General features: G+C 63.7%; 22 protein-coding genes. 12 read left to right on the plus strand and 10 right to left on the minus strand.

Features of this window, described 5'->3' with window-relative positions; genetic code table 11:
- Window positions 1-40: 40 nt before the first annotated feature.
- Entirely contained in the window at window positions 41-2,122 is a 2,082-nt protein-coding gene (locus C404_RS60585; RefSeq protein WP_021193668.1) for an ESPR-type extended signal peptide-containing protein, read from the minus strand.
- Between the two features lie 190 nt (window positions 2,123-2,312).
- On the minus strand, window positions 2,313-2,783 hold the full coding sequence (locus tag C404_RS36350; protein ID WP_021193669.1) for a hypothetical protein: 471 nt from the start codon (window positions 2,781-2,783) through the stop codon (window positions 2,313-2,315).
- 840 nt (window positions 2,784-3,623) lie between these two features.
- Here C404_RS36350 and C404_RS36355 point away from each other — a divergent pair.
- From C404_RS36355 to C404_RS60590, 3 genes are all read left to right on the plus strand, one after another.
- The gene (locus C404_RS36355) at window positions 3,624-3,902 is read left to right on the plus strand and encodes a hypothetical protein (RefSeq protein WP_021193670.1); all 279 of its coding nucleotides are present in this window, start codon (window positions 3,624-3,626) and stop codon (window positions 3,900-3,902) included.
- 371 nt (window positions 3,903-4,273) lie between these two features.
- Window positions 4,274-4,825, plus strand: a complete 552-nt coding sequence (locus C404_RS36360) for a fimbrial protein (protein WP_021193671.1) — start codon at window positions 4,274-4,276, stop codon at window positions 4,823-4,825.
- A 604-nt stretch (window positions 4,826-5,429) separates the two neighbouring features.
- Window positions 5,430-5,975: a fimbrial protein gene (locus C404_RS60590; protein ID WP_232317385.1), complete on the plus strand. Its 546-nt coding sequence runs from the start codon at window positions 5,430-5,432 to the stop codon at window positions 5,973-5,975.
- Between the two features lie 92 nt (window positions 5,976-6,067).
- Here C404_RS60590 and C404_RS36365 read toward each other — a convergent pair whose 3' ends face one another.
- A complete protein-coding gene (locus C404_RS36365) occupies window positions 6,068-6,916 on the minus strand; it encodes a class I SAM-dependent methyltransferase (protein WP_021193673.1) in 849 nt (282 codons plus the stop codon).
- Window positions 6,917-7,133: 217 nt separating this feature from the next.
- Here C404_RS36365 and C404_RS36370 point away from each other — a divergent pair, with 217 nt between their 5' ends.
- Entirely contained in the window at window positions 7,134-8,396 is a 1,263-nt protein-coding gene (locus C404_RS36370; protein WP_021193674.1) for an NAD(P)/FAD-dependent oxidoreductase, read from the plus strand.
- Window positions 8,397-8,400: 4 nt separating this feature from the next.
- On the opposite strand, the gene C404_RS36375 is transcribed toward C404_RS36370, so the two are convergent.
- The 3 genes from C404_RS36375 to C404_RS36385 form a co-directional block, all read right to left on the minus strand.
- The gene (locus C404_RS36375) at window positions 8,401-9,531 is read right to left on the minus strand and encodes a methyltransferase (RefSeq protein ID WP_021193675.1); all 1,131 of its coding nucleotides are present in this window, start codon (window positions 9,529-9,531) and stop codon (window positions 8,401-8,403) included.
- Window positions 9,532-9,633: 102 nt separating this feature from the next.
- The gene (locus tag C404_RS36380) at window positions 9,634-9,930 is read right to left on the minus strand and encodes a hypothetical protein (RefSeq protein WP_021193676.1); all 297 of its coding nucleotides are present in this window, start codon (window positions 9,928-9,930) and stop codon (window positions 9,634-9,636) included.
- Entirely contained in the window at window positions 9,927-10,484 is a 558-nt protein-coding gene (locus tag C404_RS36385; RefSeq protein ID WP_021193677.1) for a hypothetical protein, read from the minus strand. The genes C404_RS36380 and C404_RS36385 overlap by 4 nt, the downstream gene beginning before the upstream one ends.
- Window positions 10,485-10,585: 101 nt before the next feature.
- Between C404_RS36385 and C404_RS36390 the strand changes: the two genes are divergently transcribed.
- The 5 genes from C404_RS36390 (at window position 10,586) to C404_RS36410 (ending at window position 15,699) form a co-directional block, all read left to right on the plus strand.
- Complete coding sequence (locus C404_RS36390) at window positions 10,586-11,020, plus strand: gamma-glutamylcyclotransferase family protein (RefSeq protein WP_021193678.1); 435 nt, start codon at window positions 10,586-10,588, stop codon at window positions 11,018-11,020.
- A gap of 102 nt (window positions 11,021-11,122) precedes the next feature.
- Window positions 11,123-11,866: a DUF3348 domain-containing protein gene (locus C404_RS36395; protein ID WP_021193679.1), complete on the plus strand. Its 744-nt coding sequence runs from the start codon at window positions 11,123-11,125 to the stop codon at window positions 11,864-11,866.
- Between the two features lie 17 nt (window positions 11,867-11,883).
- On the plus strand, window positions 11,884-14,409 hold the full coding sequence (locus C404_RS36400) for a DUF802 domain-containing protein (protein ID WP_031328967.1): 2,526 nt from the start codon (window positions 11,884-11,886) through the stop codon (window positions 14,407-14,409).
- Window positions 14,410-14,417: 8 nt separating this feature from the next.
- On the plus strand, window positions 14,418-15,068 hold the full coding sequence (locus C404_RS36405; RefSeq protein ID WP_021193681.1) for an OmpA family protein: 651 nt from the start codon (window positions 14,418-14,420) through the stop codon (window positions 15,066-15,068).
- Window positions 15,055-15,699: a DUF2894 domain-containing protein gene (locus C404_RS36410; protein ID WP_232317381.1), complete on the plus strand. Its 645-nt coding sequence runs from the start codon at window positions 15,055-15,057 to the stop codon at window positions 15,697-15,699. The genes C404_RS36405 and C404_RS36410 overlap by 14 nt, the downstream gene beginning before the upstream one ends.
- A gap of 37 nt (window positions 15,700-15,736) precedes the next feature.
- Here C404_RS36410 and C404_RS36415 read toward each other — a convergent pair whose 3' ends face one another.
- Window positions 15,737-17,083: a GGDEF domain-containing protein gene (locus C404_RS36415; protein ID WP_021193683.1), complete on the minus strand. Its 1,347-nt coding sequence runs from the start codon at window positions 17,081-17,083 to the stop codon at window positions 15,737-15,739.
- 336 nt (window positions 17,084-17,419) lie between these two features.
- On the opposite strand from C404_RS36415, the gene C404_RS36420 reads away from it, so the two are divergent.
- Entirely contained in the window at window positions 17,420-17,752 is a 333-nt protein-coding gene (locus C404_RS36420) for a hypothetical protein (RefSeq protein WP_021193684.1), read from the plus strand.
- A gap of 224 nt (window positions 17,753-17,976) precedes the next feature.
- On the opposite strand, the gene C404_RS36425 is transcribed toward C404_RS36420, so the two are convergent.
- Window positions 17,977-19,032, minus strand: a complete 1,056-nt coding sequence (locus tag C404_RS36425; RefSeq protein ID WP_021193685.1) for an SDR family oxidoreductase — start codon at window positions 19,030-19,032, stop codon at window positions 17,977-17,979.
- Between the two features lie 27 nt (window positions 19,033-19,059).
- Window positions 19,060-20,241 (minus strand): MFS transporter, encoded by a 1,182-nt coding sequence (locus C404_RS36430; protein ID WP_049286117.1) that lies wholly within the window; start codon window positions 20,239-20,241, stop codon window positions 19,060-19,062.
- Window positions 20,242-20,353: 112 nt separating this feature from the next.
- Between C404_RS36430 and C404_RS36435 the strand changes: the two genes are divergently transcribed.
- Both C404_RS36435 and C404_RS36440 read left to right on the plus strand, forming a co-directional pair.
- Complete coding sequence (locus C404_RS36435; protein WP_021193687.1) at window positions 20,354-21,259, plus strand: LysR family transcriptional regulator; 906 nt, start codon at window positions 20,354-20,356, stop codon at window positions 21,257-21,259.
- 129 nt (window positions 21,260-21,388) lie between these two features.
- Window positions 21,389-22,342 (plus strand): chemotaxis protein, encoded by a 954-nt coding sequence (locus C404_RS36440; protein WP_021193688.1) that lies wholly within the window; start codon window positions 21,389-21,391, stop codon window positions 22,340-22,342.
- 52 nt (window positions 22,343-22,394) lie between these two features.
- Here C404_RS36440 and C404_RS36445 read toward each other — a convergent pair whose 3' ends face one another.
- A complete protein-coding gene (locus tag C404_RS36445) occupies window positions 22,395-22,907 on the minus strand; it encodes a hypothetical protein (RefSeq protein WP_021193689.1) in 513 nt (170 codons plus the stop codon).
- Window positions 22,908-22,970 lie beyond the last annotated feature (63 nt).

Below are 22,970 nucleotides of genomic sequence, written 5' to 3' on the forward strand. Positions count from 1 at the left end.
ATGGCCTTTGTGTTTTTCGCGATGTTGTCGTTAGCCGTCGTCAGCGCGCCATCGAGCGCACCCAGCGCCCCACCAACCGTGGTCTGGTGCCGCCGTTGGCCAGCGTGTACGTCGGGCCCGTCACGGCGCCTGTGGTCGGATCGATGGCGGCACCACCGCCCAGCGCATTCACGACAGGTGACAACTGGCCGACGTTGACGGCGTCGGTGGCCCGCGTGCCGGCGCCAACGTTGGCGATCTGGCGGGTAAAGCCACCGACGCCTGCCTTGCCCACCGACACGGTGTCCTCACGATCAGCCACCGATGAATCGCCCAGGGCAACGCTGCCGGCCGCCTGTGCCTGTGTTCTATAGCCAAGCGCCACGGCATTGCTGCCGGTTGCGCTGCTGTTGGTGCCAACGGCGGTCGAGAAGACGCCGGCTGCGTTGGAGGACGCGCCGAAAGCGGCCCCGAACGTGCCTGCACGTGCGGTGTCGCCGACAGCGACGCCGCCACCCGTGGCCGATGCCAGATTCCCCATGGCAACCCCGCCAGCCTTCAGGCCGCTAGAGAGGTCTTCTCCATAGAGTGCCGAGGCACCGCTGCCGATTGCCACCGACCGGTCATCGGCGCCGACTGTTGCCGCCGTGGTCCCGTTGACCTTGATGAGGGTGTTGTCCAGCTTGGTAGCGAGCGCAGTCTTCATCTGGCCGACGTTGACGGCATCGTTGTCTGCCACGCCAGCAGCCATGTTCACGATGCGGCGCTGCCCACCGGCAGCGGCGTTGCCGACGGAAACGGTGTTGACTTCGGTCGCGGTCGAGCCGGCGCCCAGTGCCACGGCGTTCGATGCCGTCACGCTGGCGCGGTTACCCATGGCCACGCTGTTATTGGCATCGGCGGTGGCAGTGGCTGCAACAGAGGCGCCGCTGCCGATCGCGATGCTGTTGCTCGCGGTGTGCGTAACGGTGGGAGTAGTGGGGTCGTCGCGATAGCCGCGCACCGAGGCATCGGTGCCAAAGGCCTGGCTGCCCGTTGCATCGGCGTCTACGGTTGCACGAACGCCCAGGGCGGCGCTCGATGCGCCCGTCGCCCGAGAGGCATTGCCGAACGCTATGGAGCCATTGTTGCCGATTGCGCGGGCATCGTTACCAAAGGCGATCGACGCACTGCCGCCGCCGGCGGAAGTCGATTGCGCGCCGTTGCCGATGGCAATGTTGGCTGCGTTGCCGGAGACCATGGCAGCAGTGGTGCCGCCGACCTGGACGAGGGTGTTGTCCACCTTGGTCGACAGCGCGGTCTTCATCTGGCCGACGTTAACGGCGTCTGTGTCGGCCATGCCAGCGGCCATGTTCACGATGCGGCGTTGCCCACCGGCATTGGTGTTGCCGACCGAAACCGTATCCGCTTCATTTGCAATGGAGCCGGTGCCCAAGGCAACGCTATTCGTGCCCGCGTCACCAACGGATGCATTGCGGCCCAGCGCAACGCCATTGCTGGCGGTGATGCGGGCGTTGGCGCCAACGGCTGTCGCGCTGCTGGCGCTCGTGCCGGCAGCGTCCGTGCCGATGAGGACGTTAGTTCCGATGGCCGTGTTGTTGGTGCCCGGAGTCGCAGAACCGCGGACATTGGCGTAGGCGCGCATCCCGACTGCGGTGTTGTTGTTTCCGGCGGCTTCGGCTTGGAAACTTATTGCGGTGGCATTGGCACCGGTTGCGGTGGCGTTGTCGCCAAACGCGGATGATATCTGCCCTGCGCGGGCGTATCGGCCCATGGCTGTTCCACCCAGAGCGGCCGTGGCGACGCCCTCTACCGTACCGACGCCACCGTAGACGTTCCCGAATGCAACGTACTGGTCCAGTTGTGTTGCCGTGGCCATGGTGCCCATACCACCTGACATCGTGCCAATAGAATTCGTGCCCGTAGAGTTCGGCGCAGCGTTCACCATGGCGATCTCCTGCTCGACAGCGTCTTCTTCCTTGTTAGTACCGGCGCGCGCGATGCCGCCCGGCAGCGCCAGCGCGGCCGCCACAGCAAGCGCCACGGCCGTCTTGCTCGACTTCGTGCGGCCCTTGGCCAGTTCCGATGCCACGACATACGTGCCGGTGGCTGCGTTATAGACGGTGCGATAGATTTTGTTCATTGCCCTTTCCTTCCAGTTAGTCCCAAGTGACAAGGTCAGGATAGGGATGGGGCGGAGTTCGAAGAATAAGAAAAGTCCTAAAAAATGTGCGGATGCACAACCCGGAAAGCCGCGCCGTAGCGCCATTTGCGCCACATCAAAAATACAAAACCCCCGCACGGGGCGGGGGCCTGGCAACCGTCTTGCAGCGTTACTCCGTGGTGGCCGGTTCCTTCTTGGCAGCCCGGCTTGTGAAGCGCACCGACAACGCCTTGCGGGCGGTGTCCAGTGCCTCGCCCTTGCCAGAGACCTTCAGCAAGGCATAGCCCTCCAACGATGCGGTCATCAGGTCGCTGCCGAGGGCGAGCTGCGAATCGCGCATCTTTTCGACCACGCGGTCGAGGCGGGTCAGGCGTGTGCGCAGCGTGTCGAAGCCGGCCAGGTCGCGGCGCATCTCGGGCACGTTGAAGTTGGGCGGCAGCACGTTGGGGTTGGCGGCCAGCACTTCCACGGCCTTGCGGCAGAAGGCTTCGGATTTGTCGCCCATCTTGGTGAGCGTGTGGCGCTGCTCTGGCGTTAGATCGATCAGGCTGGCGAGCCTGTCTTCCAACGTCTTGATCGCCCCGTCAATGGCCGTGAGGTCAGCAGCAGAGGGGGCAAAGGTGATCAGGTTTTGAGACATCGTGTTTCCTTGGTGAATGCATCCATAACGTCATGCCTTGCGCACGACAGCGAGAGCGTGGTGAGCAAGGCAGCCAACTGCAAGGCAGCGACCCGTTTTTGCGAAGAAATCTGAAAATTCCTATGCGCCCGGTAACGTGTGGGCACAGTCGGCTCTTCAGAACCCAGTGCCGAGACTCCGGGAGCGCGCGGTGGCGCGCGTAGTGCCAGCGTCGGCGCCTAAGGAGCCAGCGGCATGACTTCGGAAGTCAGAGGTGGCTCTCCGAGTCTCGGCATCGGGACTCGGGGGAGTCGGCGTCGAGACTCAGAGAGCCAACGCTGGGACTCAAAGAGCCGACTGTGGGACTCGGAGAGCCAGCGGTGGCTCGTCAAGAATCGGCAGCGGGACTTGGGGGAGCCAGCGGTGGGACTCGGAGAGCCGACGGCGGGACTCGGGGAGTCGGCGGCAGGGCTCCGTGCCCCAGTAGTGCAGCCCTGCGAGCCGCTGGCGATTTCGGGACGGCGGTACTGGTGGAATCAGACTCTGCATGGCAGATGCATCGCTATAATTGCGACCGCTGCCGCACCAACGGTAGCCGGGCGTGGAAACCCGATCACTCAAGGCGGACCGTTGTTGTCCGAGAGCGCTCACGCGCGCCTTCTTTATGGCGGGCCGGGCGGAGCAGCCTTCGGGCTGGCTGATTGCCTTGGGTATCAGTTTCCACCTCCGCTGTCGGGCCCGCCACCCTCACGTGGAAATGAGCGGCGGGCCTCCAACGACCCAAGGAGGCTTTATGCCAATCGCGTCATACCCATCCCCACCCATACGCGGCCCCCAACCCTGCCGGTCAGGAGGCGCGCAATGATGACCGCTGCCGAACGTCGCATCTACCTGACCGGCGCACTGGCCGCGCGGGACTACCTTCGCTATACGCAGGAAGACCTGCGCGTCCACCGCAAGCTCCGGCCCGACACATTGCGCTGGGAGCTGACCTACACCAGCAGGCATCCGCCGGAATATCGGGCGGGGTTTCTGGATGGCATCTGCGCGTTCGTGTCGATGGTGTTGGAGGGGTGTCAGATCAACCCTGATACGTGGGAAGTGCTTGCCGCCATAGAGCGGGCTGGCGAGAGCCAGTAACACCAGAAAGACGCATTCCCGAGACGGGCGGGGATGTCATTGGGCCGGTGCAATGCCGCGCGCTTAGTCAATTGTTGGTGATTGTGCTCCCGACTTTAGGAGCAGTCTGATAACGCTCGCGTCTGTTGATCTACAGAATAGGCGCGCAGGTTCGGGTGAATCCGTTTGCCCGGCCGCAAGCTAGCCAAGTCTCCGCTGTCCCTTTTGGTCTGCGATGACCGTTCGACGATGGGCGTGCGGCAAGCGTGTGGTTCACGACCGCATCGCTCTTGCCGGTGATCGGAGGCTCGGTCCACCTGACCAGAAAGCAGATATCAACCCCGTATACGGCACGGTTTTGCGTGCCGTTTTGACTCATAGGATTGTTTGTAATGGCGTCCATCAACAAGCGTTGTCTGAGCCAGGCGCTGGCTTCTTTGCTGCTCGCGGGCGGGGTGTCTGGTGCGGCCCTGGCGCAGAGCAACGTCACAGTCAACGTGAGTGGCAACATCGTCGGTACGTGCGCGGCCGGTGCGGCGGCTCCCAACACACTCAACTTCACCCTCCCTGACACGCAGGCCGGTACCTTGACTGCCGTCGGTGCCGTGGCGGCGAGTCGCGCTCCGGTCCAACGGGTGACGGTCACGTGCACGGGGAACCCAGGCGTGCGGATGACGATGGCGATCACCGGTACGTCCCCCGTACCTGCGCAGAACGTTGTGCCGAGTACAGGCACGGCAACTCGCATGGGGGTGCAGATTCTTTATGGCGCTGCAGGCACCACCACCGCTGCAACCGTGATGCCGATTGGCGGCACGGGCGTGACCTTTGCTGGCGGAGCGCCCGTCGTGATTCCGATTTCGGCGCAGTACTACGTTGTGACGGCCAATCCCAATGCGGGGACGGTCAATGCCCGGGTCACGTTGACGTTCACGCCGAATTGACCGGCGGCGCGGAGATGACGTGAGGAAAAATCTTTCGGTCGTTTAAAGGGATTGGTCACCGCTTTGAGGTGGGCGCATCTTGGATGTCATCGGCAAAAAAATTGTCCCGGTTTGGATTGGGGAAAATTTATTAGGAAACATAATGAAACGCTTTTGCGGTCTGTTATCGCTCGCGCTAGGACTGGCCCTGAGTTTTTTAATGTCATCCAGTGCGATGGCTCAATGTGCATGGACTGCAACGTCGGGGGGCGGCGTACTCGAAGTGGATGTGAATGCGCCGCTCAATTCGCGAATTGCCCAAGCTGATGTGGTGTTTTCCGGGCCGACGACGTGTGGTGTCTCGGCGCCTACGCATTTCTTTTCGACGCAACCTTTCTACGGTGCAGTTGCTACGTATGGGAACGTATATCGAACGAATATTGCGGGCATCGGTGTTGCTACGAATGTGATTGCGAACCGGCCCGCTGGTTGTCAAGGAACACCGTATTTGCCATTTCAGTGCGATGGATCGGGTGGTCTCCCGGCCGGTAGGGGCATGACTTTACGGTTTACGTTTATCAGAATCGGAACCATTTCGGCGGCTTCGCAATCGCTCACAGGTTCTATGGCCGCCTGGAATCACGGGGGGGCTGGTAGTACCAATCCTCGACTCAATTTCACATGGGGTAGTGCTGTCACCATTAGCCCGAGAAGGCCGACGTGTTCTGTTGCCGTGGGTGATCGTACTGTTGGTGTGAACTTGGGCGACGTCGCCGCTTCAGCGTTCACGGGTGTGGGTTCTACCGCAGGCGGCCAGAACTTCAATCTTGCGGTGACTTGTACGGGCGGAGATCCAGGCGCATTGGCGAGAACGGTCAATGTCAGAGCGACCGACGCCACCCGTCCCACCAACACATCGCAGGTGCTGTCCTTGACCACCGCCTCGACAGCCACTGGCGTTGGCGTGCAGATGCGGCGCGGTGCTACGGTGTTGACTTACGGCGCGACAACAGGGACGGCGACGGATGCCAACCAGTGGACGGCAGGCTCGGTTGGTACGGGTGTCAGTGGCCTGACGATTCCGCTCTCCGCACGTTATGTGCAGACGGCCGCGCCCGTTACGGCAGGTACGGCCAACGCCCAGGCTATCTTTACGATGGTCTTCAACTAGTCGGGTTGACTGCCTCATCTCCATCAAAAAAGGGCCTGAACTATCTAAGTTCAGGCCCTTTTTTGCATGTTGACGCCTCAGCCGGGCAGGGCTCAAGCCGGCGCAAAGAACCGCTCGTTCAGCTCTTCCAGCCCCAACGTACTGATCACCTCATGCAGCCGCTCGGTCGGGCGCTTGCGCGGCAGGTTCTTGTACTGCGCAATGATCAGCTCGTTCTTCATCGAGTGCTCCCAGCCAACCAGCTCGGTCACGCTCACCTGATAGCCGTGGGCTTCCAACTGCAGACAGCGCAGCACGTTGGTGACCTGGCTGCCAAATTCACGGGTGTGCAGCGGGTGGCGCCAGATTTCCGTCAGCGCATTGCCGAGCGATTTGCCCTTGTTCTTGCGCAGCACCCCGGCCACCTCTGCCTGGCAGCACGGCACGATCACGATGTACTGCGCGTGCTTTTCCAGCGCAAAGCGGATCGCATCATCCGTGGCGGTATTGCACGCATGCAGCGCCGTCACGATGTCGATGGTGGCCGGCAGGCGGTCTGACGTGATGGAATCCGCCACCGACAGGTTCAGGAACGACATCCCCTTGAAGCCGAGCCGCGCGGCAAGCTCGGTCGACTTGGTGACCAGCTCTTCGCGCGTTTCAATGCCGTAGATGTGCGAGGTGCCGTGCGCGGTATCACCAGCGGGTTGCTCCTTGAAGAACAGGTCGTACAGGATGAAGCCCAGGTACGACTTGCCCGCACCGTGGTCAACCAGCGAGACATGTCCCTTGGCCTGCTGCACGTCGGCCAGCAGCGGCTCGATGAACTGGAACAGGTGATACACCTGCTTGAGCTTGCGGCGGCTGTCCTGGTTCATCTTGCCGTCGCGCGTGAGGATGTGCAGTTCCTTGAGCAGCTCGACGGACTGGTTGGGGCGGATTTCGTGGGTCTTGTTGGACATCGTCAGGACAGCTTGGCGGCATCTGCACGGAAGGTGTGCGGTGCCGAGAGAAAAACGGGAGCGAAGGCGTGAGTTTACCGAAAAGTGGGCCAGGCGACGGGGAGGGCACCCGAAAGAGAACGATGGGCCGCTTCGTTTGTCCGTGCCAGGCCGGGATGTGACATGTGACAATAGCGCCCCCGCCAGTCCGCTCTGCACGTCATTTCCCCGCCTTCGCATGTCTGACCCGCTCAACGCCCCTCTTGTTGCTGTCATTGGTGCCGGCCCCGCCGGGCTGATGGCCGCTGAAGTGTTGTCCAACCAAGGCGTACGCGTGGAGGTGTTTGATGCCATGCCGTCAGCCGGGCGCAAGTTCCTGCTGGCGGGCATTGGCGGGATGAACATCACGCATTCGGAGCCGCTGGATGCATTTCTGGGGCGGTATCGCGCACGCCGCGAGCAGCTTGCGCCGATCATCGATCGCCTCAACCCCGATGCGCTGCGCGCGTGGATTCATGGGCTGGGCATCGACACGTTTGTCGGCAGCTCGGGCCGTGTGTTTCCGACCGAGATGAAGGCGGCGCCGTTGTTGCGCGCCTGGCTGCATCGGCTGCGCCAGGCGGGTGTGCAGTTGCAGATGCGGCATCGCTGGGTCGGGTGGGGCACGCCGTCAGATGCAGGGCACGTGCAAATGCTGCGCTTCGATACGCCGGATGGGGAGCGCGTTGTGCATGCCGATGCCGTCGTCCTTGCAATGGGTGGCGGTAGCTGGCCGCGCCTGGGCTCCGATGGTGCCTGGGTGCCGCAGCTGGAGGCACGCGGTGTGCAGGTGTTGCCGCTCCAGCCTGCCAACTGCGGGTTCGATACGGACTGGAGCCCGCATTTTCAGGAGCGCTTTGCGGGGCAGCCAGTCAAGTCGGTCGCCATTGGCTTGCCGTCGGGTGACGACGGTGCGCTGCAATTCCGCCCGGGCGAGTTCATGGTCACGCAGACGGGGGTGGAGGGCAGCCTCGTCTATGCGTTGTCAGCGCCCATTCGCGATGCGCTTGCCGCTGCTGGTGAAACGACAATCTGGCTGGACCTGGCGCCCGGCTGGAGTGCCCAGCGCGTGCGCGATGAGTTGATGCGCCCGCGTGGCGCGCGCTCGATGTCGAGCCATCTGCAGAGCAAGCTGAACATCACGGGCGTGAAGCTGGGGTTGCTGCGCGAGTGCCTGTCGAAGGAGGCGTTTGCCGATCTCGCACAGTTGGCCGCAGCCATCAAGGCGCTGCCGCTGCGTCTCACGCGCACCCGGCCGATTGACGAAGCGATCAGCAGCGCGGGCGGCGTGGCGTTTGAAGCGTTGGATGCCAACCTGATGATCGAGCGTCTGCCCGGCGTGTTCTGCGCGGGCGAGATGCTCGATTGGGAAGCCCCGACAGGCGGCTATCTGCTGACAGCGTGCTTTGCGACGGGCGCGGCTGCCGGGCAGGGCGTGCTCGACTATCTGGCGACGCGTTAGGGCATTAACGCGCCTTCAGGCGCCACAACGATGTCACCTCGGCCACGCGCGCTTTGTACAGCGGGTCGTTTTCATCCGAGGCTTTCGGGTGCTTGGGCTTGATGTCCTGGCGGCCGACGACTTGCAGGCTGGCGGCGTCAATCATGGCGAGCAGGGCGTCGCGCGTGCGCAGGCCAAGATGCTCGGCAAAGTCCGACAGGATCAGCCAACCCTCGCCACCGGGCTCCAGGTGTGCGGCAAGCCCGTTGAGGAAGCCGCGCAGCATGGCGCTATCCGGGTCATAGACTGCCCGCTCGATCGGCGAGCTGGGCCGCGCCGGCAGCCACGGCGGGTTACACACGACCAGCGGCGCACGCCCTTCGGGAAAGAGATCAGCGTCAACCACGTCCACCTGGGTTTGCAGGCCAAGGCGCGCCAGGTTGTCTCGCGCGCAAGCCAGCGCACGCGGGTCCTGATCGGTGCCGATGATGCGCTTCACGCCGCGCTTGGCCAGCACGGCGGCCAGCACACCCGTGCCCGTGCCGATATCAAACGCCAGCGCTTTCGACGGCAACGGCGCTTGCGCAACCAAGTCGATGTATTCCCCACGCACGGGTGAGAACACGCCGTAGTGCGGGTGAATGCGCGCACCATCCAACGCGGGAATCTCCACCCCTTTTTTGCGCCATTCGTGCGCGCCGATCAAGCCAAGCAGCTCCCGCAGCGATACGACTGAGGCGGCTTCTCCCACGCCATACGCTTCAATGCAGGCTTCGCGCATGTCAGGCGCGCGGCGCAGCGGGATCGTGTAATCGGCATCGAGCGGGATCAGCAGCATGCCGAGCGTGCGGGCGCGCTGCGATTGGGCCTGGCGATGGAAGTTGAACGCCTCGATGGGCGAGGAGGCTTCCTTGCGCGGTTTGCGATCGGTGCGGCGGGACATGGCCTGCAGCAGTTGCCGCGCGTTCTGGAAGTCGCCGCGCCAGAGCAGTGCGGTGCCTTCGCAGGCCAGGCGGTAGGCGGTGTCTGCCGTGGTGCGGTCGTCGGCAATGACCACGCGCTTGGGCGGCGGGTTGCCGGCTTCGGAGCGCCACAGGGCGGTGTGGACGGCGTCGGTTTCAACGTCGGTCCAGGTGAGGGTGGGGTGATGGGTCACAGCGGAATGGGTAGAAGGCGGGGTAGGGCGCGGTAGTGGGCGACACGATACCGCTGGCGGTGCAAACACACAATGCGGGCGGGCGCCGGGTGCTGCACTTGGCTAGTGCTGGATGGTCTTCAAATGCAGTGCAATTTCGTCGGTCACCACCTGGCGAAACGCCGGCCAGCCCATCGGCAACGGTACAAACACGCTGTTGTTGTTGTCTGATGAGGCGCAGCGCTTGATATGGCTGACGTGGCCTGCCGCGTCAAATTGAACGTGCAGGATGCGCGTGGTTGCGGACGGGTGCCACACCACTTTGCCGAGAAAGTAGGTGCGAGCGCCGCCGCGTTCGGCAGCGTCGACGACCAGATCAAACTGCGTGGTCAGGAACGTATGGAGTTCGTCTTGGGTCATGCGCTGGCGCCGTTGTGCTGCTGTGCCAAGGCGGATTCGACGGCGGCAAGATCCCGGGGATGTGTCACACGGTACTTTTGCGCTGCCGCCAGGATCGGCGCTTCAAGCAGGTGGGCGTACTGCGCGCGGCGCTGCGCAAACGTGTCCCACGCCCAGCGGATTGGGTGGCCTTTGTCGAGCCATGCCGAAAATGCCTCGGTATTGCCCGTGCCAGGCCACAGTTCCGCCTTGGTTATGGCGCGCCAGAACGAGCGCCGGATCACCCGCCACATGATCACCGGGCGGGCGTAGTCCAGCCACACGACGTGCGTTGCGCGGGCCAGGACGATGTCTCGCACGCCAGGGTAGTTGCCATCGCAGACCCACGACGGGCCATCAACGGCGGCCTGCACCCGGCGGTAGAACTCCGCAGGGTCATCGGTGGCCAGAGGTTTCCATTCCGCTTGCCAGTTGATGGCATCGAGCTCGATGTACGCAGCCTGGGTCGATGCGGCCAGCCGCCGGGCGAGCGTCGATTTGCCCACCCCGGATGTGCCGATGACTGCGATTCGCATGCGGATGCTCCCAGTCTTGCAAGGGGCACGAGGATAATCCAAGTGGCTGTTGGCCTGTTTGCGCACCCGGAGTCATGGGTAAATACCTTGGAGAAACACGGATGTCTGACCACGTTCTGGTCTTCGTATTTGGCACGCTCAAAGAAGGATTTCCCAACTTCCAAACCAATCGCGGACGCCGAATCCCGGGCGAATACCGAACCGTCGAGCGCTTTCCGCTCTATCTCATTGGGGAGCGCATGTCGCCGTGGATGATCGACCTCGCGGGTGAGGGCGAACACGTTGAAGGGCAACTGTTCTCGGTGGACGCAGAAACGCTTGCGGCAATGGACAGGCTTGAACGCATACACGAAGCGGATGGCTATCGGCGGATCGAGATCAGCGTCACGCTGACTACGGGTTCGGATGGCCTGGAAACTGCGGCTTTTGCCTACGTAAAGCCCGAGGGCAGCTTGGCGAACGCGGATGTACGGAAAGGCCCGATGCCACGCTATGCGCTGGCCGACGCAGCCTTGTATCGCCCGCGGTCTGGCTAGTTGTTACGATTCTTCCTGCGCAAGTGATGCTTTCGCCGCTCGCGGAAGGCGGTCTGGGTGGGCAGGCAGTGTAAACTCCAGCCTTTTTTTGGCACTCGTAGCATGGCGCACGCCCAGCCGCGTAGGGCGCTCAGCGGCCCTGCGCTGATCCGCTTACTTGCTCGCCTGGCGGACATTGACGTTTCCGAATCCGGGCAGCCGCTTTCAGACCGGCTGAGCCAATGGCTCAGTTGGACGGATGCCATCACGCTCTCGACGGCGCTGGCCGCCAGTCCGCCGGCCATCACCCCGGGTGTGCGGCCCGTTGGCATGGACGCCGAGACCATGTGCAGCCGTGTCCGCGCCGCATTGGCAAAGTCCATCGCCACCGCTTGTGCGCCTGATGCCAGGCCGGGCGGAGGTGGGCGCGCGCCCATACAACCCGCCATGCCGGCCGCGCCGGTTGACTATGCGGACATTCGGCAGCGCTACATCTTGGTGCAGCAGACCATGGAGATGGAGATTGGCGAGCTGCGTGGCCGCCTGCGACGCGTGCTGGCCGCCAAGACACCGGATCTTGCCCGGCTTGCCGTGCTGGACGCCAGCATGGAGCAGGCCCTTGGCGCACGGGAACGCACGCTATTGGGCGCCATCCCGACGATGCTCGGGCCGTACTTCGAGCGTTTGCGCGCGGCCGAGCAGCCGCAAGCTGATGCGCCATCGGAGAGCACGGCCCAAACCACTCAACCCACATCCCGCGCATGGCTGCATGCGTTCCGCAAGGATATGCAGAGCGTGCTGCTTGCAGAGCTGGATGTTCGTTTTCAACCGGTCGACGGGTTGCTTGCCGCCCTTCGGACTCGCTAAGCGTTCAACAGGACACCATGTCCAGAAATCACCTGAATCTCATCGTTTTCTTTGTTGGACTCGCTGCCTTGGGGTGGATCGCGGCAGGCTATGTCGTGGGCCTGAACCCGCTCGCGCTGGTCGTCACCATCGTGATTGGCGCCGCCTATGTGGCGGGTGCGCTGGAATTGCGCCGCTATCAGCAGGCCACGGGCACGCTCACGCAAGCCGTGGCCGGGCTGTCTGAACAGCCGCCCAAGCTGGGGGCCTGGCTGGAGCAACTGCATCCGAGCCTGCGCAACGCCGTGCGCCTGCGCGTGGAAGGCCAGCGCGTTGCGTTGCCCGGGCCGGCGCTCACGCCGTATCTGGTGGGTCTGCTTGTCCTGCTGGGCATGCTGGGGACGTTGCTCGGCATGGTGATGACGCTCAAGGGCACGGGCGCCGCGCTGGAGAGCGCCACCGACCTGCAGGCGATTCGCGCGTCGCTGGCCGCGCCGGTCAAGGGGTTGGGGTTCTCGTTCGGCACCTCGATTGCCGGTGTGGCCACGTCTGCCATGCTGGGGTTGCTGTCTGCGCTGTGCCGGCGCGAGCGGCTGCAGGCGGTTCAGGCGCTCGACACCAAAGTCGCCACGACACTGCGCATCTATTCCCACGCGCATCAACGCGAAGAGACATTCAAGCTGCTGCAGCGGCAGTCGGATGCCATGCCTGCCCTGGTGGACCGGCTGCAGGCAATGATGGCCGCGCTGGAGCAACAGAGCGCCGCCAGCAGTGAACGGCAGATCGCCAGCCAGCAAGCGTTTCTCGACAAGACGGAGGCGGCCTACCGTCAACTGGCATCCTCTGTCGGGCAGTCGTTGCAGGACAGCGCCGCCGAAAGCGCACGCGTGGCCGGTGCAGCGCTGCAACCGGTGGTTGACTCGACGATGGCGGGGCTTGCGCGTGAATCGGCCGCGCTGCATGAGACGGTGACGCATGCCGTGCAGCGCCAACTGGACGGCCTGTCGACGCGCTTCGAAACAACCGCCGAGACGGTCGCGAGCATCTGGAACACCGCCTTGTCGGAGCACCAACGCGCAAGCGCTGCGCTGGTGGGGAGCGTGGGCACGTCGCTGGACCGGTTTGCCGACACCTTTGAGCAACGCTCGACCCGTTTGCTCGATGGCGTTGCCGAGCGTCTGGACGCTACGGCCGGTAGCTTGTCCGGTGCCTGGAACGATGCGCTTGCGCGACAGGAGCGTACCCACGCAGCCCTGGCCGGGCAGAACCAGCGCGCGCTGGAGGCGGCTGTGGCGACATTCGAGCAGCACGCTGTCTCGCTGCAGGACGCGTCGCGCCAATCGCATACGGCGCTGCAAACCGCACTGGAATCGCGTGACCAGCAACGTCTGGCAGCCTGGACGGATGCACTGGGCGCGATGGGTGCCAAGCTGAGCCAGGAATGGGAAAAGGTGGGTGCCAACACGGCGAGCCGTCAGCAGGAGATTTGCGATGCGCTGGCGGCAACTGCCCGCGAAGTTGCGGCGCTGCAGGACACGTCGCGCCAATCGCATGTGGCGTTGCAAACCGCACTGGAAGCCCGCGATCAGCAACGTCTGGCCGCCTGGACCGATGCGCTGGGTGCAATGGGCGCCAAGCTGAGCCTGGCGTGGGAGAAGGCCGGTGCCGACACGGCGAGCCGCCAGCAGGAGATTTGCGATGCGCTGGCACAGACCGCGCGCGATGTTGCGTCGGCGCAGGACGCGTCGCGCCAATCGCTCGTGGAGCTGCAAACCGCGCTGCAAGCCCGCGACGAGCAACGTCTGACGGCTTGGACCGATGCGCTGGGTGCAATGGGCGCCAAGCTGAGCCAGGCGTGGGAGAAGGCGGGTGCCGACACGGCGAGCCGTCAGCAGGAGATTTGCGATGCGCTGGCGCAGACTGCGCGCGACATCTCTTCGCAAACACAGGCCCACGCCAACAACACGATCGCCGAGATTTCTCGACTGGTGCAGGCCGCCTCGGAGGCGCCAAAGGCTGCTGCCGAAGTGGTTGCCGAGCTGCGCCAGAAGCTGTCCGACAGCATGGTCCGCGACACGGCGATGCTGGAAGAACGCACGCGCATGCTGGGCACGCTGGAGACGCTGCTCGACGCCGTGAACCACGCGTCGACCGAACAGCGCACCGCGGTGGATGCGCTGGTGGCAAGCTCGGCGGAGTTGCTCGAACGCGTTGGTGTGCGATTCACCGATCGGGTCGAGGCCGAGACCGGCAAGCTGGGCGCAGTGGCCGCGCAGGTGACCGGCAGTGCCGTGGAGGTGGCGAGCCTGGGCGAGGCGTTTGGCGCGGCGGTGCACCTGTTTGGTGAGTCGAACGACAAGCTGGTGGCGCACCTGCAGCGGATTGAGTCTGCGCTCGACAAGTCGCTCACGCGCAGCGATGAACAGCTCGCCTACTACGTGGCGCAGGCCCGTGAGGTGATCGATCTGAGCATGCTGTCGCAAAAGCAGATTCTTGAAGACCTGCAGCGCGTGGGTGGCCATTCGGGCGACCAGCGTGCCCTTGCCGGAAGCGAAGCGGCATGAGTGACGCAATGAGCGACGAGATTGACGGCGGCTTGGAGTCCGCGCCGGTCTGGGCCGCGTTTGGCGACTTGATGTCGGTGGTGCTGGGCGCCTTCGTGCTGATTCTGGTGGGTGTGATTGGCGTGCAGCTGGAGCTGTCGTCCAAGCTGGAGAACGAGGTCAAGCAGCGCGAGGCAGAGGCGCAGCGCCGCAAGACGCTGGAGCAGGCGCTGGCAGGCCCGCTGGCGGCGGGGCGCGTGACGCTCGTCAACGGGCGGATCGGCATCAACGGCAACGTGCTGTTTGCGCTCAACTCCGACCAGTTGCAGCCGGAAGGCCGCGCGCTGATGAAGAGCCTGGCGGGCCCGTTGGCGGCCTATCTCACATCGCGTGACGAGATCCTGATGGTGAGCGGGTTCTCCGATGACCAGCAGGTGCGGGCAGGCAATCGCCAGTTTGCCGATAACTGGGAGCTGTCCGCCAAGCGTGCATTGACCGTGACGCGTGCGCTGATTGATGAGGGCATCCCCGCGTCCAGCGTGTTTGCTGCGGCGTTTGGCTCGCAGCAGCCAGTGAGTTCCAATGCGGATGATGTGGGCCGCGCGAAGAACCGGCGCGTGGAGATTGCACCGGTGCCGAGGCAGTCTGCTTCCAACGGTGGGCGTCGTGAGCCGAACTGATTCGTCCACGCAGGCAACGCTCGATGCGTGGCGCGCACGTGGTGCGGATCGCTTCGATCGCGTGCGCTTTCATTTCATTGAAGCGCTGCATCGCCGTGCGGTCGGCCAGACGGGCGAGGCGCGGCGCATCCTGGATGAACGGCTTGGCAACCTGATTGCCGCGTATGCGGAGGACCTTGATCGGGCGATGCCCTCGTCCAAGCCGGATGTAGGGTCCCGTGAGCCTGCTCGTAGCGCGTTGGCTGAATTGCTCGACAGTATCGCCAACCGCGCGCGCGTGGATGCCGGCAGCGCCGCGGCCATTGGCCTGGAGCGCCATCCCCATGCCGCCACTGAACTGAAGATTCTCGAAGACGTGCGGGAAACCTGGTCGCGCGTCAGTGCAGAGAAACAGTTGCGCCAATCGCTTGATCAAGTGCCGACTAACGCTGGGCCGCTCAATTCGAGCAGCCTTGTGCACCGGTCGCTGTTGCTGATGCGTGAGGTGTCGCCGGAGTATCTGCGGCAGTTCCTGGCGTATGTGGATGCGCTGTCGTGGCTGGAGCGGATGGGTGGGGAGGGGGCTGGTGCCGGGCAGGAGGTTGGGCGTGGCGGTGCGGGCAGCAAGGGTGCGCGGAGCAAGTCGCGCTAGTCAGTGCCCCTTGGTCCGCCCAGATGCAAAAAACGCGTCACGCACTCACGACTTTGTTTTTTCCGGCACGCTTGGCTTGATACATACCGCGATCGGCGCGCTGGATCGCGGCCATCGGGGCTTCATCCTTGCCGAGTTCCGCCACGCCGGCAGAGAACGTGATGAAAAGCCGGGTCTCACCGGCGGCAAAGAAGCGCTGGGTGAGGCTGCGTTGCAGTCGGGTGATGGCTTGCACACCGTCTTCCAGGCAGGTGCCGGGCATGAGGATCACGAACTCTTCACCGCCAAAACGCGCGAGTGCGTCCTGGGGGCGTATGCATTCGCGCGCTACCTGGGCCAGGTGTGACAGGGCATCGTCCCCGAGGCTGTGTCCGTGGGCATCGTTGATGGATTTGAAGTTGTCGATGTCCAGGAAAGCGATGGAGAGCGTCGAGTTCTGATGCGCAGCGCGGGCGACCTCGCGCTCCAACGCTTCTTCCAGCCCTTTGCGGTTGAGTGCCCCCGTGAGCAGGTCGTGACGTGCCGAGGCCGACGCCATGTCGAGCGCCTTGCGAAGACTCGCAACTTCGGCCGCGGCATCTTCGGCCTTCTGCTTCATTGCCGAAAGCTCGTCGCGATTGTGGGCGGCCTGCTGCGACATCCAGCGCGTGGCGGCTAGTGCGTCCTGAATGGCGGGGGCAATCTCGGAGAGGGTCTCGGCCGACTCGATTTTTTTGGCGCACGCCTCCATCTGCCGGTGATGCTCGCCGGACGTTTCAGCAGCCGTAGACAGCCGCTCCATGAACGAGGCCAGGAGCCGTTTCATGTCTTCCTGGGCTTCGACTGACTTGGCCTTCAGCACGCCTTGTTTGTGGATCACCTCTTTGAGGCGGCGCCGTACGTCGTCAAGCCGTCGCAGGTTGACTGGTGCTTCGCTGGCTTTCAACAGGGCGTCAATCTGGCCGCGCAGCCAGCGGTCGTCCAGCGACAACTGGCCGATGTTTTCAAAGACAAGCTGCAGCAGGCCCAGCAGCGATTTGCGGATCTCGTTCTGGTCATCTGCCACCAGCGATAGCCGATGGTTGAACGCCGCCAGCTTGGTGTTCAGGTGCGTGAGGCTTTCTGTTTCTGAGCGACAGGTCTTGATCAATGCCCAGGCAACCGGGCCGATCGCGACGTCATCTTCGCCCAGCGCAGGCAGGCAGTGCTCAACCGTGCGCGCAAGCTGTTCGCGCAACTCCCGCACCAGCGTCATCCGGTCTGCGTTCTGCGCGTCTCCATTGGGTTGGCTGTCGGCAATTTCGTAGTAGACCGCAGCAAAGTTGTCTGGCGTGGGGGCCAACCTGCGTGAGGCCAGCAGCTTGAGAGCGTGCCGCGCGGTCTCCGAGGGATTGTTGTCTGTCATGCCGAACCGCAGGGTGGAGAGAGGGAATCAGTGTGCGATTTTCCACGGTTCCGGGCGCATCGAAAAGTGGTTCAAAAGTTTGTGTGGGTGTTTTGCTGTATAGGCGAGTGCTGTTTTGTTTGCTGATAGGGCAAGCATTGAACGGTTTTTCGCGGTGGGATTTGCGATTGGCCGATTGATTCGCGTTCGCTGCCTAAGCGATATTTGGTGGTCGGGGATCGAGCGCGAGATGAAAACATCGGCAAGTGAAATCGCGCGAGTTCATTTTCCCAATCCCGTTGTGCGGAGACTTTCCGGCGGTTGTGAATAGACACGGCAGTCTGCGTGCAAACCAACATGAATCAACCCAAGACGTATTGCAACGGCCAGATTCTCATCGACCTGGCACCATTCGAAGCGCGTCCTTCGCACTGGGTCGATGCCCCTAAAGTGATGCGGCCTGACGGCGCCGTGCTGGTGGATTTGACCCAAACGTTCTGGGATCTCCAGTCCGTTGCCGAATCACCTGCCGAGGTTGCGTTGACCCTTCGTCGGTACCCAGGCGACCGCGGCTCGGCGGTCGCCCGGATTGTGGTGGCGAGCGGGGAGATTGATGTGGAGGGCGAATTGACGCCTGCACCTGAGGTGGTGCGCTGCCTGGAGGCGCACTATCAGAGCGCGAAGCATTGAAATGGCGCGCTTTTCCTGCATCCGGAAAAGCGCGCCATTGTCGAAGAAATGGTGGGACGTACAGGACTTGAACCTGCCTGCCTGCGTCGGTAAACCGGCGCTGCTCGACCCATGAGCTACCGTCCCGCCTTTACTATATCGACGCTTGCTGAGGAAACCCGAGTCGGGACATTTCCCTAGCCCGATCGGTCAGTCGACCGGGCCGGTCGAGGCATCCGGACGCTCTAGCCCGGAATGATTTTGCGCCGTCGCAAGTCGTCGAAGATGCCCATGAACATCGCTTCCGTCTCCACGTATTCATGAAAACCGAAGCGGCGTGCCTTGGAGCCGTCGCCAAACATGTCGTAGTCCCACGAGAACACGAAGTCGGCGAAGCGCCACGAAGACACGTCGCGGTACGGTGTGTCGGCCAGCCCGTGTCGGGCGATCATGCTTTGCCACAGCGGCGCCTTGTCGGCCATGACGGTGTCGAGTGACAGGGGCAGCGGTGGGGCGACTTCCAGATCAAAGTAGCGGGCGATCTTGGGCCACATTTCGCTCCAGCGGAAGAGGTCTCCATTGTTGATGTTGAAGGCCTGGTTGGCGCAGCGCGGGTCGGTGGCGGCCCACACCGTGGCGCGGGCGAGCAAGCCGGCATCGGTCATCTCCAGCAGGTGGTCGTACGCGCCGGGTTTGCCGGGAAAGCGCAGGGGCAGGCCCAGTTCCTTCGACATCGATGCGTCAATCGCAACCGCTAGGTTCATCGGGTTGCCCAGCGCAAAGCCGCCCACCACTGCGGGACGAATGGCCGACCATGTCCACGCTTTGCCCTGCTGACGCGCTTCCAGAAAGGTCTGCTGGTCGAACATGAACTCGGGCGGCATGAAGTGCGCATCGGTTTCGCGTGCCGGGGTTTTGAAAGGCCCAAGATGGCCGCCGTAGACCTTGTAGCCCTGCATCAGGCTGATGTGCGCGAGGCGGGGTGCCGCGGCTTCCATGGCGTCGACCACGTTGGTCAGCATGGCCAAGTTGGGCGGCACAAGCTCGGCCCAGGTCGGGCGGTCCTGGTATGCGGCGTAGAAGATGTGCGTGACGTTGCTGAGCGCACCGAGCTTGGCGCGGGTGTCAGCCGCATCCAGCAGGTCGACGGCGATGTGGCGGACGCGCTCGGTCGACGCACCGCCACGTCGCGACAGGCCGACGACGTGCCAGTCGTCCAGCGTAGCGAGGTGGTCGATCAGGTTGCGGCCGATCACGCCCTGGGCGCCCACGACGAGGGCGACTTTGTGGTGTGCAGTCATGACGGTGTGCGGTGATGTGATATGCGATCAGGCCGTTTGCGGGCGTTGCGTTGCGGCATCTTCAGTGCCATGCAGGCGCAGGCCGATGGCAATGAGGAGCAGCGCGCCGATGGGGGCCAGGGCGGCAACCCAAGGCAGGGCGGTCAGCCCCGGGCCATGTGAGATCACCACGCCGCCAACCCACGCACCGAGCGCATTCCCCAGGTTGAACGCCGCGATGTTGAAGCTCGATGCGATGCTCTGACCGGCCCCCTGCGCCTTCTCCAGCACCCACATCTGCAGCGGCGGTACGGTGGAGAAGGCCACGGCGCCCAGCAACGCCACGAACACCACGGCCCACACCTTGTCATGCACGGCAAACGTCATCAGCGCGAGCGTGACGGCCAGGGCGACCAAGGAGCCGATGAGCGTGCCGCGCAGGTGGCGGTCTGCCAGTCGCCCGCCCACCAGGTTGCCGGCGATGAGCCCGCCGCCAAACACGAGCATCACCGGCGAGACGGCTGCGCTGGTATAGCCCGTCACCTCGACCATGAGCGGGGCGATGTAGGTGAACACCGCAAATACGCCGGCATAGCCGAGCACTGTGGTCAGCAGGCCGAGCAGCACGGGACCGCGCATCAGCACGCGCATGTCGTGGCGCCAGTCGCCGGCATCCTGCGGAGCGGGTTCGTTCGGTACAAAGCGGGCAATGACGGCTAGCGCCACCACACCAACGGCCACGATGGCCCAGAACGCGGCGCGCCAGCCATACGCCTGACCGAGCCACGTGCCCAGCGGCACGCCCAGGATGGACGCCACCGTCAGCCCCGTGAACATGATGGCGATAGCCGAGGCACGCCGGTTGGGCGGCACCAGGCCAGTCGCCACCACCGAGCCGACGCCGAAGAACGTGCCGTGTGCAAATGCGGTCAGCACGCGGGCGACCATCAGCAGGGCGTAGTTGGGGGCCAGCGCACAAGCCGCGTTGCCCACCGTGAAGATGACCATGAGCCCCAGCAGCACGGCCTTGCGTGGCCACCGCGCCGTGAGCGCAGTCAGTACGGGGGCACCCAGCACGACGCCGAACGCGTAGCCGGAAATCAACAGGCCCGCCTGGGCGACGGTCACGTGCAGGTCTGCACTGGTCTCCAGCAGCAACCCCATCAGAACGAATTCGGTGACGCCGATGCCGAATGCACCGGCGGTCAAGGCGAGTAAAGCGACAGGCATGGTTCGATGTCCTTGAAACTGGCCGCAGTGGCGGAATACGGCCAAGTATGTCGACGCCGTGGCTTGTGCGATAGACTGCCTAGAAGCACAACATCTATGAATTGAAATCACAATGTCGCGGCTTGATGTCAATCGCTTTGGCGAGATGGAAGTCTTCGTGCGGGTGGTGGAACAGGGCGGGTTTTCAGCGGCGGCGCGGGCGTGCCGGATGACGCCATCGGCGGTGAGCAAGCTGGTGGCGCGGCTCGAAGCGCGGCTTGGTGCACGGCTGGTGAACCGGTCAACGCGGCGCTTTCAGCTCACGCCGGAAGGCGCGGCCTTCTATGACCGCAGCGTGGCGGTGCTGGCGGATCTGGACGAGGCCGAGCGCGAGGCGTCAGCCGGTGCGCAGCCGTCGGGGCGGTTGCGTGTGAACGCCAATGTGCCGGTCGGCACCCATCTGCTGCTGCCGATCGTGCCGGCGTTTCTGGCGTGCCATCCGCAGGTGTCGCTGGATATTGCGTTGACGGATCGGGTGGTCGATCTGCTGGAGGACCGCACCGATGTTGCACTGCGTAGCGGGCCGCTGAAGAGCTCCCGCCTGGTCGCGCGCAAGCTGGGGCAGACACGGCTGATGGTCGTGGCTTCACCCGCCTATCTGGCGCGCATGGGTACGCCGCGCACGCCGGCCGACCTGGCCAATCACAACTGCCTGGCGTTCAGCTACGTGCGCGCGGTCAACGGCTGGCCTTTCACGAAACGGGGGCGCCGCACCGAGGTCATGCCGCAGGGCAACACGCAGATCAGCGACGGCGAGGCCCTACGCGCGGTGGCCGTAGCCGGCCTGGGCCTGGCGCGGCTGGCCGAGTTTCAGGTGCGGGCGGATCTTGATGCCGGCCGCCTCGTGCCGGTACTAGAGGATTACAACCCCGGCGAAACCGAAGATATTCACGCGGTTTATGTCGGTCAGGGCGCGCATTTGCCGGCGCGTGTACGGGCGTTTCTGGACTTTCTGGTCGCGCATGTGAAGGTTGCCTAGGCGGCCGTCTCCCCACGCAGGAAGGGCGTGGCGTTCACATTCGTAAATCCCTTCAAGTTGCCTCTTTAGTTGCATGCGGGCGTGCCGTTTACCGCCACATAACGTGTGCTTGAACGGGGGAAGACGCAAATGTCACTGCATTCGCAACTGGAAGTCGATGAACGGACCAATCTGACGAACAACAACCGCTTTGAGCTGTTGCTGTTCCGCCTGGGCGAATCTGCGCGATCCAACCAGCGCGAAATGTTCGGCATCAACGTGTTCAAGGTGCGCGAGATCATGGTCATGCCGCCAGTGACGCACGTGGCGGATGCCGGCGCCCACATTCTGGGCGCGGTGAATGTGCGTGGCCAGATCATCCCGGTGATTGACCTGGCCAGCGTGATCGGCACCAAGAATGGCAATGCCAACATCCTGCTGATTACCGAGTACGCGCGTTCCACGCAAGGTTTTGCGGTGGAAGAGGTGGATGAGATCGTCCGCCTGGAATGGAGCCAGATCTTCCCGGCTGAGGCCAGCGTAGGCAGCAGCAACATCACCAGCCTGGCACGCCTGGACGGCAACGCCGACAACTCGCGTCTGGCGCAGGTGATCGACGTCGAGCAGATCCTGGTGGACGTATTCCCGACGCGCCGCACCGATCTGGCCCCCGACAATGACGAGCGTCCGATCAAGCTGCCCCCGGGCGCCAAGCTGCTGGTGGCTGACGATTCGGGCCTCGCGCGCTCACTGATTGCCAATGGTCTGGAAGCGATGGGCACCCCCTACGTGATGACCAAGAGCGGCCAGGAAGCGTGGGACACGCTGCAGAACATCGCCCGTGATGCAGCCCGCGAGGGCAAGACCGTGCGCGACAAGATCGCCCTGGTGCTGACCGATCTGGAAATGCCCGAGATGGACGGCTTTACGCTCACGCGCAAGATCAAGACCGAGCCGGCGTTCCAGTCGATTCCGGTGGTGATTCACTCGTCGCTGTCGGGCTCGGCCAATGAGGACCATGTACGCCGCGTGGGTGCCAATGGCTACGTCGCCAAGTTCGAGGCCAATGAACTGGCGCAGGCGATTGCGTCGGCGCTGGCCTAAGCATGGCGAATGACCGGCGGCGTGCAATGCGCCGCCGGGTATCACCTGAGCATCACTTGCGGCTGTGGTGATCGCCGCCAAGCGGATCGACGACGATCATCGTGCGGTCCAGCACACCGTTGTCGTCGAATAGGGCGTTGAAGTGCGCCTGCTGATATCCGGCGACATACATCCGGTATGACCACGCCTCGCGCTTCATGAGCGGGTAGTACTGCGTTGGTTCTTTCGGTGTGCCGAAGCGTTCAAGCACATCGCGCTTGGTCCACACACCGGGGCGCGCTTCGTAGATTTCCTTTTCAGTCAGCATCTGCCGGTAGCTGGTGAGCTTGCCGCTGGCGTCAAAATCGGCGGCATAGACCTCATGCCCGAGCGGCTGCTTGGAATAGATCCAGCGGTGCGTGCCGCCCGCAAGCTGATAGGTCTCGGTGGGGGCGCCAAAGGTTTCTTGCACGGCACTTTCTGGCTGGCCGATCATCTTTTGCGCGGTCTGCACCGGGTTGAGCGAGGCACACGCGCACAGGGCAAGTGCCGTCAGGCTGATCCATCTGCTGAGTTGTCTTGGCATGGCGTTCTCCGGGGGAAGGCTGGGATTGACCTTCTGGATGGTAAACGCCTCAGCCGCACGAAT

The sequence above is a fragment of the Ralstonia sp. AU12-08 genome (assembly GCF_000442475.1).
GTDB classification, from domain to species: Bacteria; Pseudomonadota; Gammaproteobacteria; order Burkholderiales; family Burkholderiaceae; genus Ralstonia; species Ralstonia insidiosa.

What these genes read in the sequence shown, in the direction of transcription:
- C404_RS36440 (WP_021193688.1), top strand. Translation starts at nt 21,389, where the DNA reads ATGTCACTGCATTCGCAACTGGAAGTCGATGAACGGACCAATCTGACG.
- C404_RS60590 (WP_232317385.1), top strand. Translation starts at nt 5,430, where the DNA reads ATGGCCGCCTGGAATCACGGGGGGGCTGGTAGTACCAATCCTCGACTC.
- C404_RS36420 (WP_021193684.1), top strand. Translation starts at nt 17,420, where the DNA reads ATGAATCAACCCAAGACGTATTGCAACGGCCAGATTCTCATCGACCTG.
- C404_RS36435 (WP_021193687.1), top strand. Translation starts at nt 20,354, where the DNA reads ATGTCGCGGCTTGATGTCAATCGCTTTGGCGAGATGGAAGTCTTCGTG.
- C404_RS36430 (WP_049286117.1), bottom strand. Translation starts at nt 20,241, where the DNA reads ATGCCTGTCGCTTTACTCGCCTTGACCGCCGGTGCATTCGGCATCGGC.
- C404_RS36415 (WP_021193683.1), bottom strand. Translation starts at nt 17,083, where the DNA reads ATGACAGACAACAATCCCTCGGAGACCGCGCGGCACGCTCTCAAGCTG.
- C404_RS36385 (WP_021193677.1), bottom strand. Translation starts at nt 10,484, where the DNA reads ATGCGAATCGCAGTCATCGGCACATCCGGGGTGGGCAAATCGACGCTC.
- C404_RS36380 (WP_021193676.1), bottom strand. Translation starts at nt 9,930, where the DNA reads ATGACCCAAGACGAACTCCATACGTTCCTGACCACGCAGTTTGATCTG.
- C404_RS36425 (WP_021193685.1), bottom strand. Translation starts at nt 19,032, where the DNA reads ATGACTGCACACCACAAAGTCGCCCTCGTCGTGGGCGCCCAGGGCGTG.
- C404_RS36370 (WP_021193674.1), top strand. Translation starts at nt 7,134, where the DNA reads ATGTCTGACCCGCTCAACGCCCCTCTTGTTGCTGTCATTGGTGCCGGC.
- C404_RS36365 (WP_021193673.1), bottom strand. Translation starts at nt 6,916, where the DNA reads ATGTCCAACAAGACCCACGAAATCCGCCCCAACCAGTCCGTCGAGCTG.
- C404_RS36350 (WP_021193669.1), bottom strand. Translation starts at nt 2,783, where the DNA reads ATGTCTCAAAACCTGATCACCTTTGCCCCCTCTGCTGCTGACCTCACG.
- C404_RS36405 (WP_021193681.1), top strand. Translation starts at nt 14,418, where the DNA reads ATGAGCGACGAGATTGACGGCGGCTTGGAGTCCGCGCCGGTCTGGGCC.
- C404_RS36395 (WP_021193679.1), top strand. Translation starts at nt 11,123, where the DNA reads ATGGCGCACGCCCAGCCGCGTAGGGCGCTCAGCGGCCCTGCGCTGATC.
- C404_RS36390 (WP_021193678.1), top strand. Translation starts at nt 10,586, where the DNA reads ATGTCTGACCACGTTCTGGTCTTCGTATTTGGCACGCTCAAAGAAGGA.
- C404_RS36355 (WP_021193670.1), top strand. Translation starts at nt 3,624, where the DNA reads ATGATGACCGCTGCCGAACGTCGCATCTACCTGACCGGCGCACTGGCC.
- C404_RS36445 (WP_021193689.1), bottom strand. Translation starts at nt 22,907, where the DNA reads ATGCCAAGACAACTCAGCAGATGGATCAGCCTGACGGCACTTGCCCTG.
- C404_RS36400 (WP_031328967.1), top strand. Translation starts at nt 11,884, where the DNA reads ATGTCCAGAAATCACCTGAATCTCATCGTTTTCTTTGTTGGACTCGCT.
- C404_RS36360 (WP_021193671.1), top strand. Translation starts at nt 4,274, where the DNA reads ATGGCGTCCATCAACAAGCGTTGTCTGAGCCAGGCGCTGGCTTCTTTG.
- C404_RS60585 (WP_021193668.1), bottom strand. Translation starts at nt 2,122, where the DNA reads ATGAACAAAATCTATCGCACCGTCTATAACGCAGCCACCGGCACGTAT.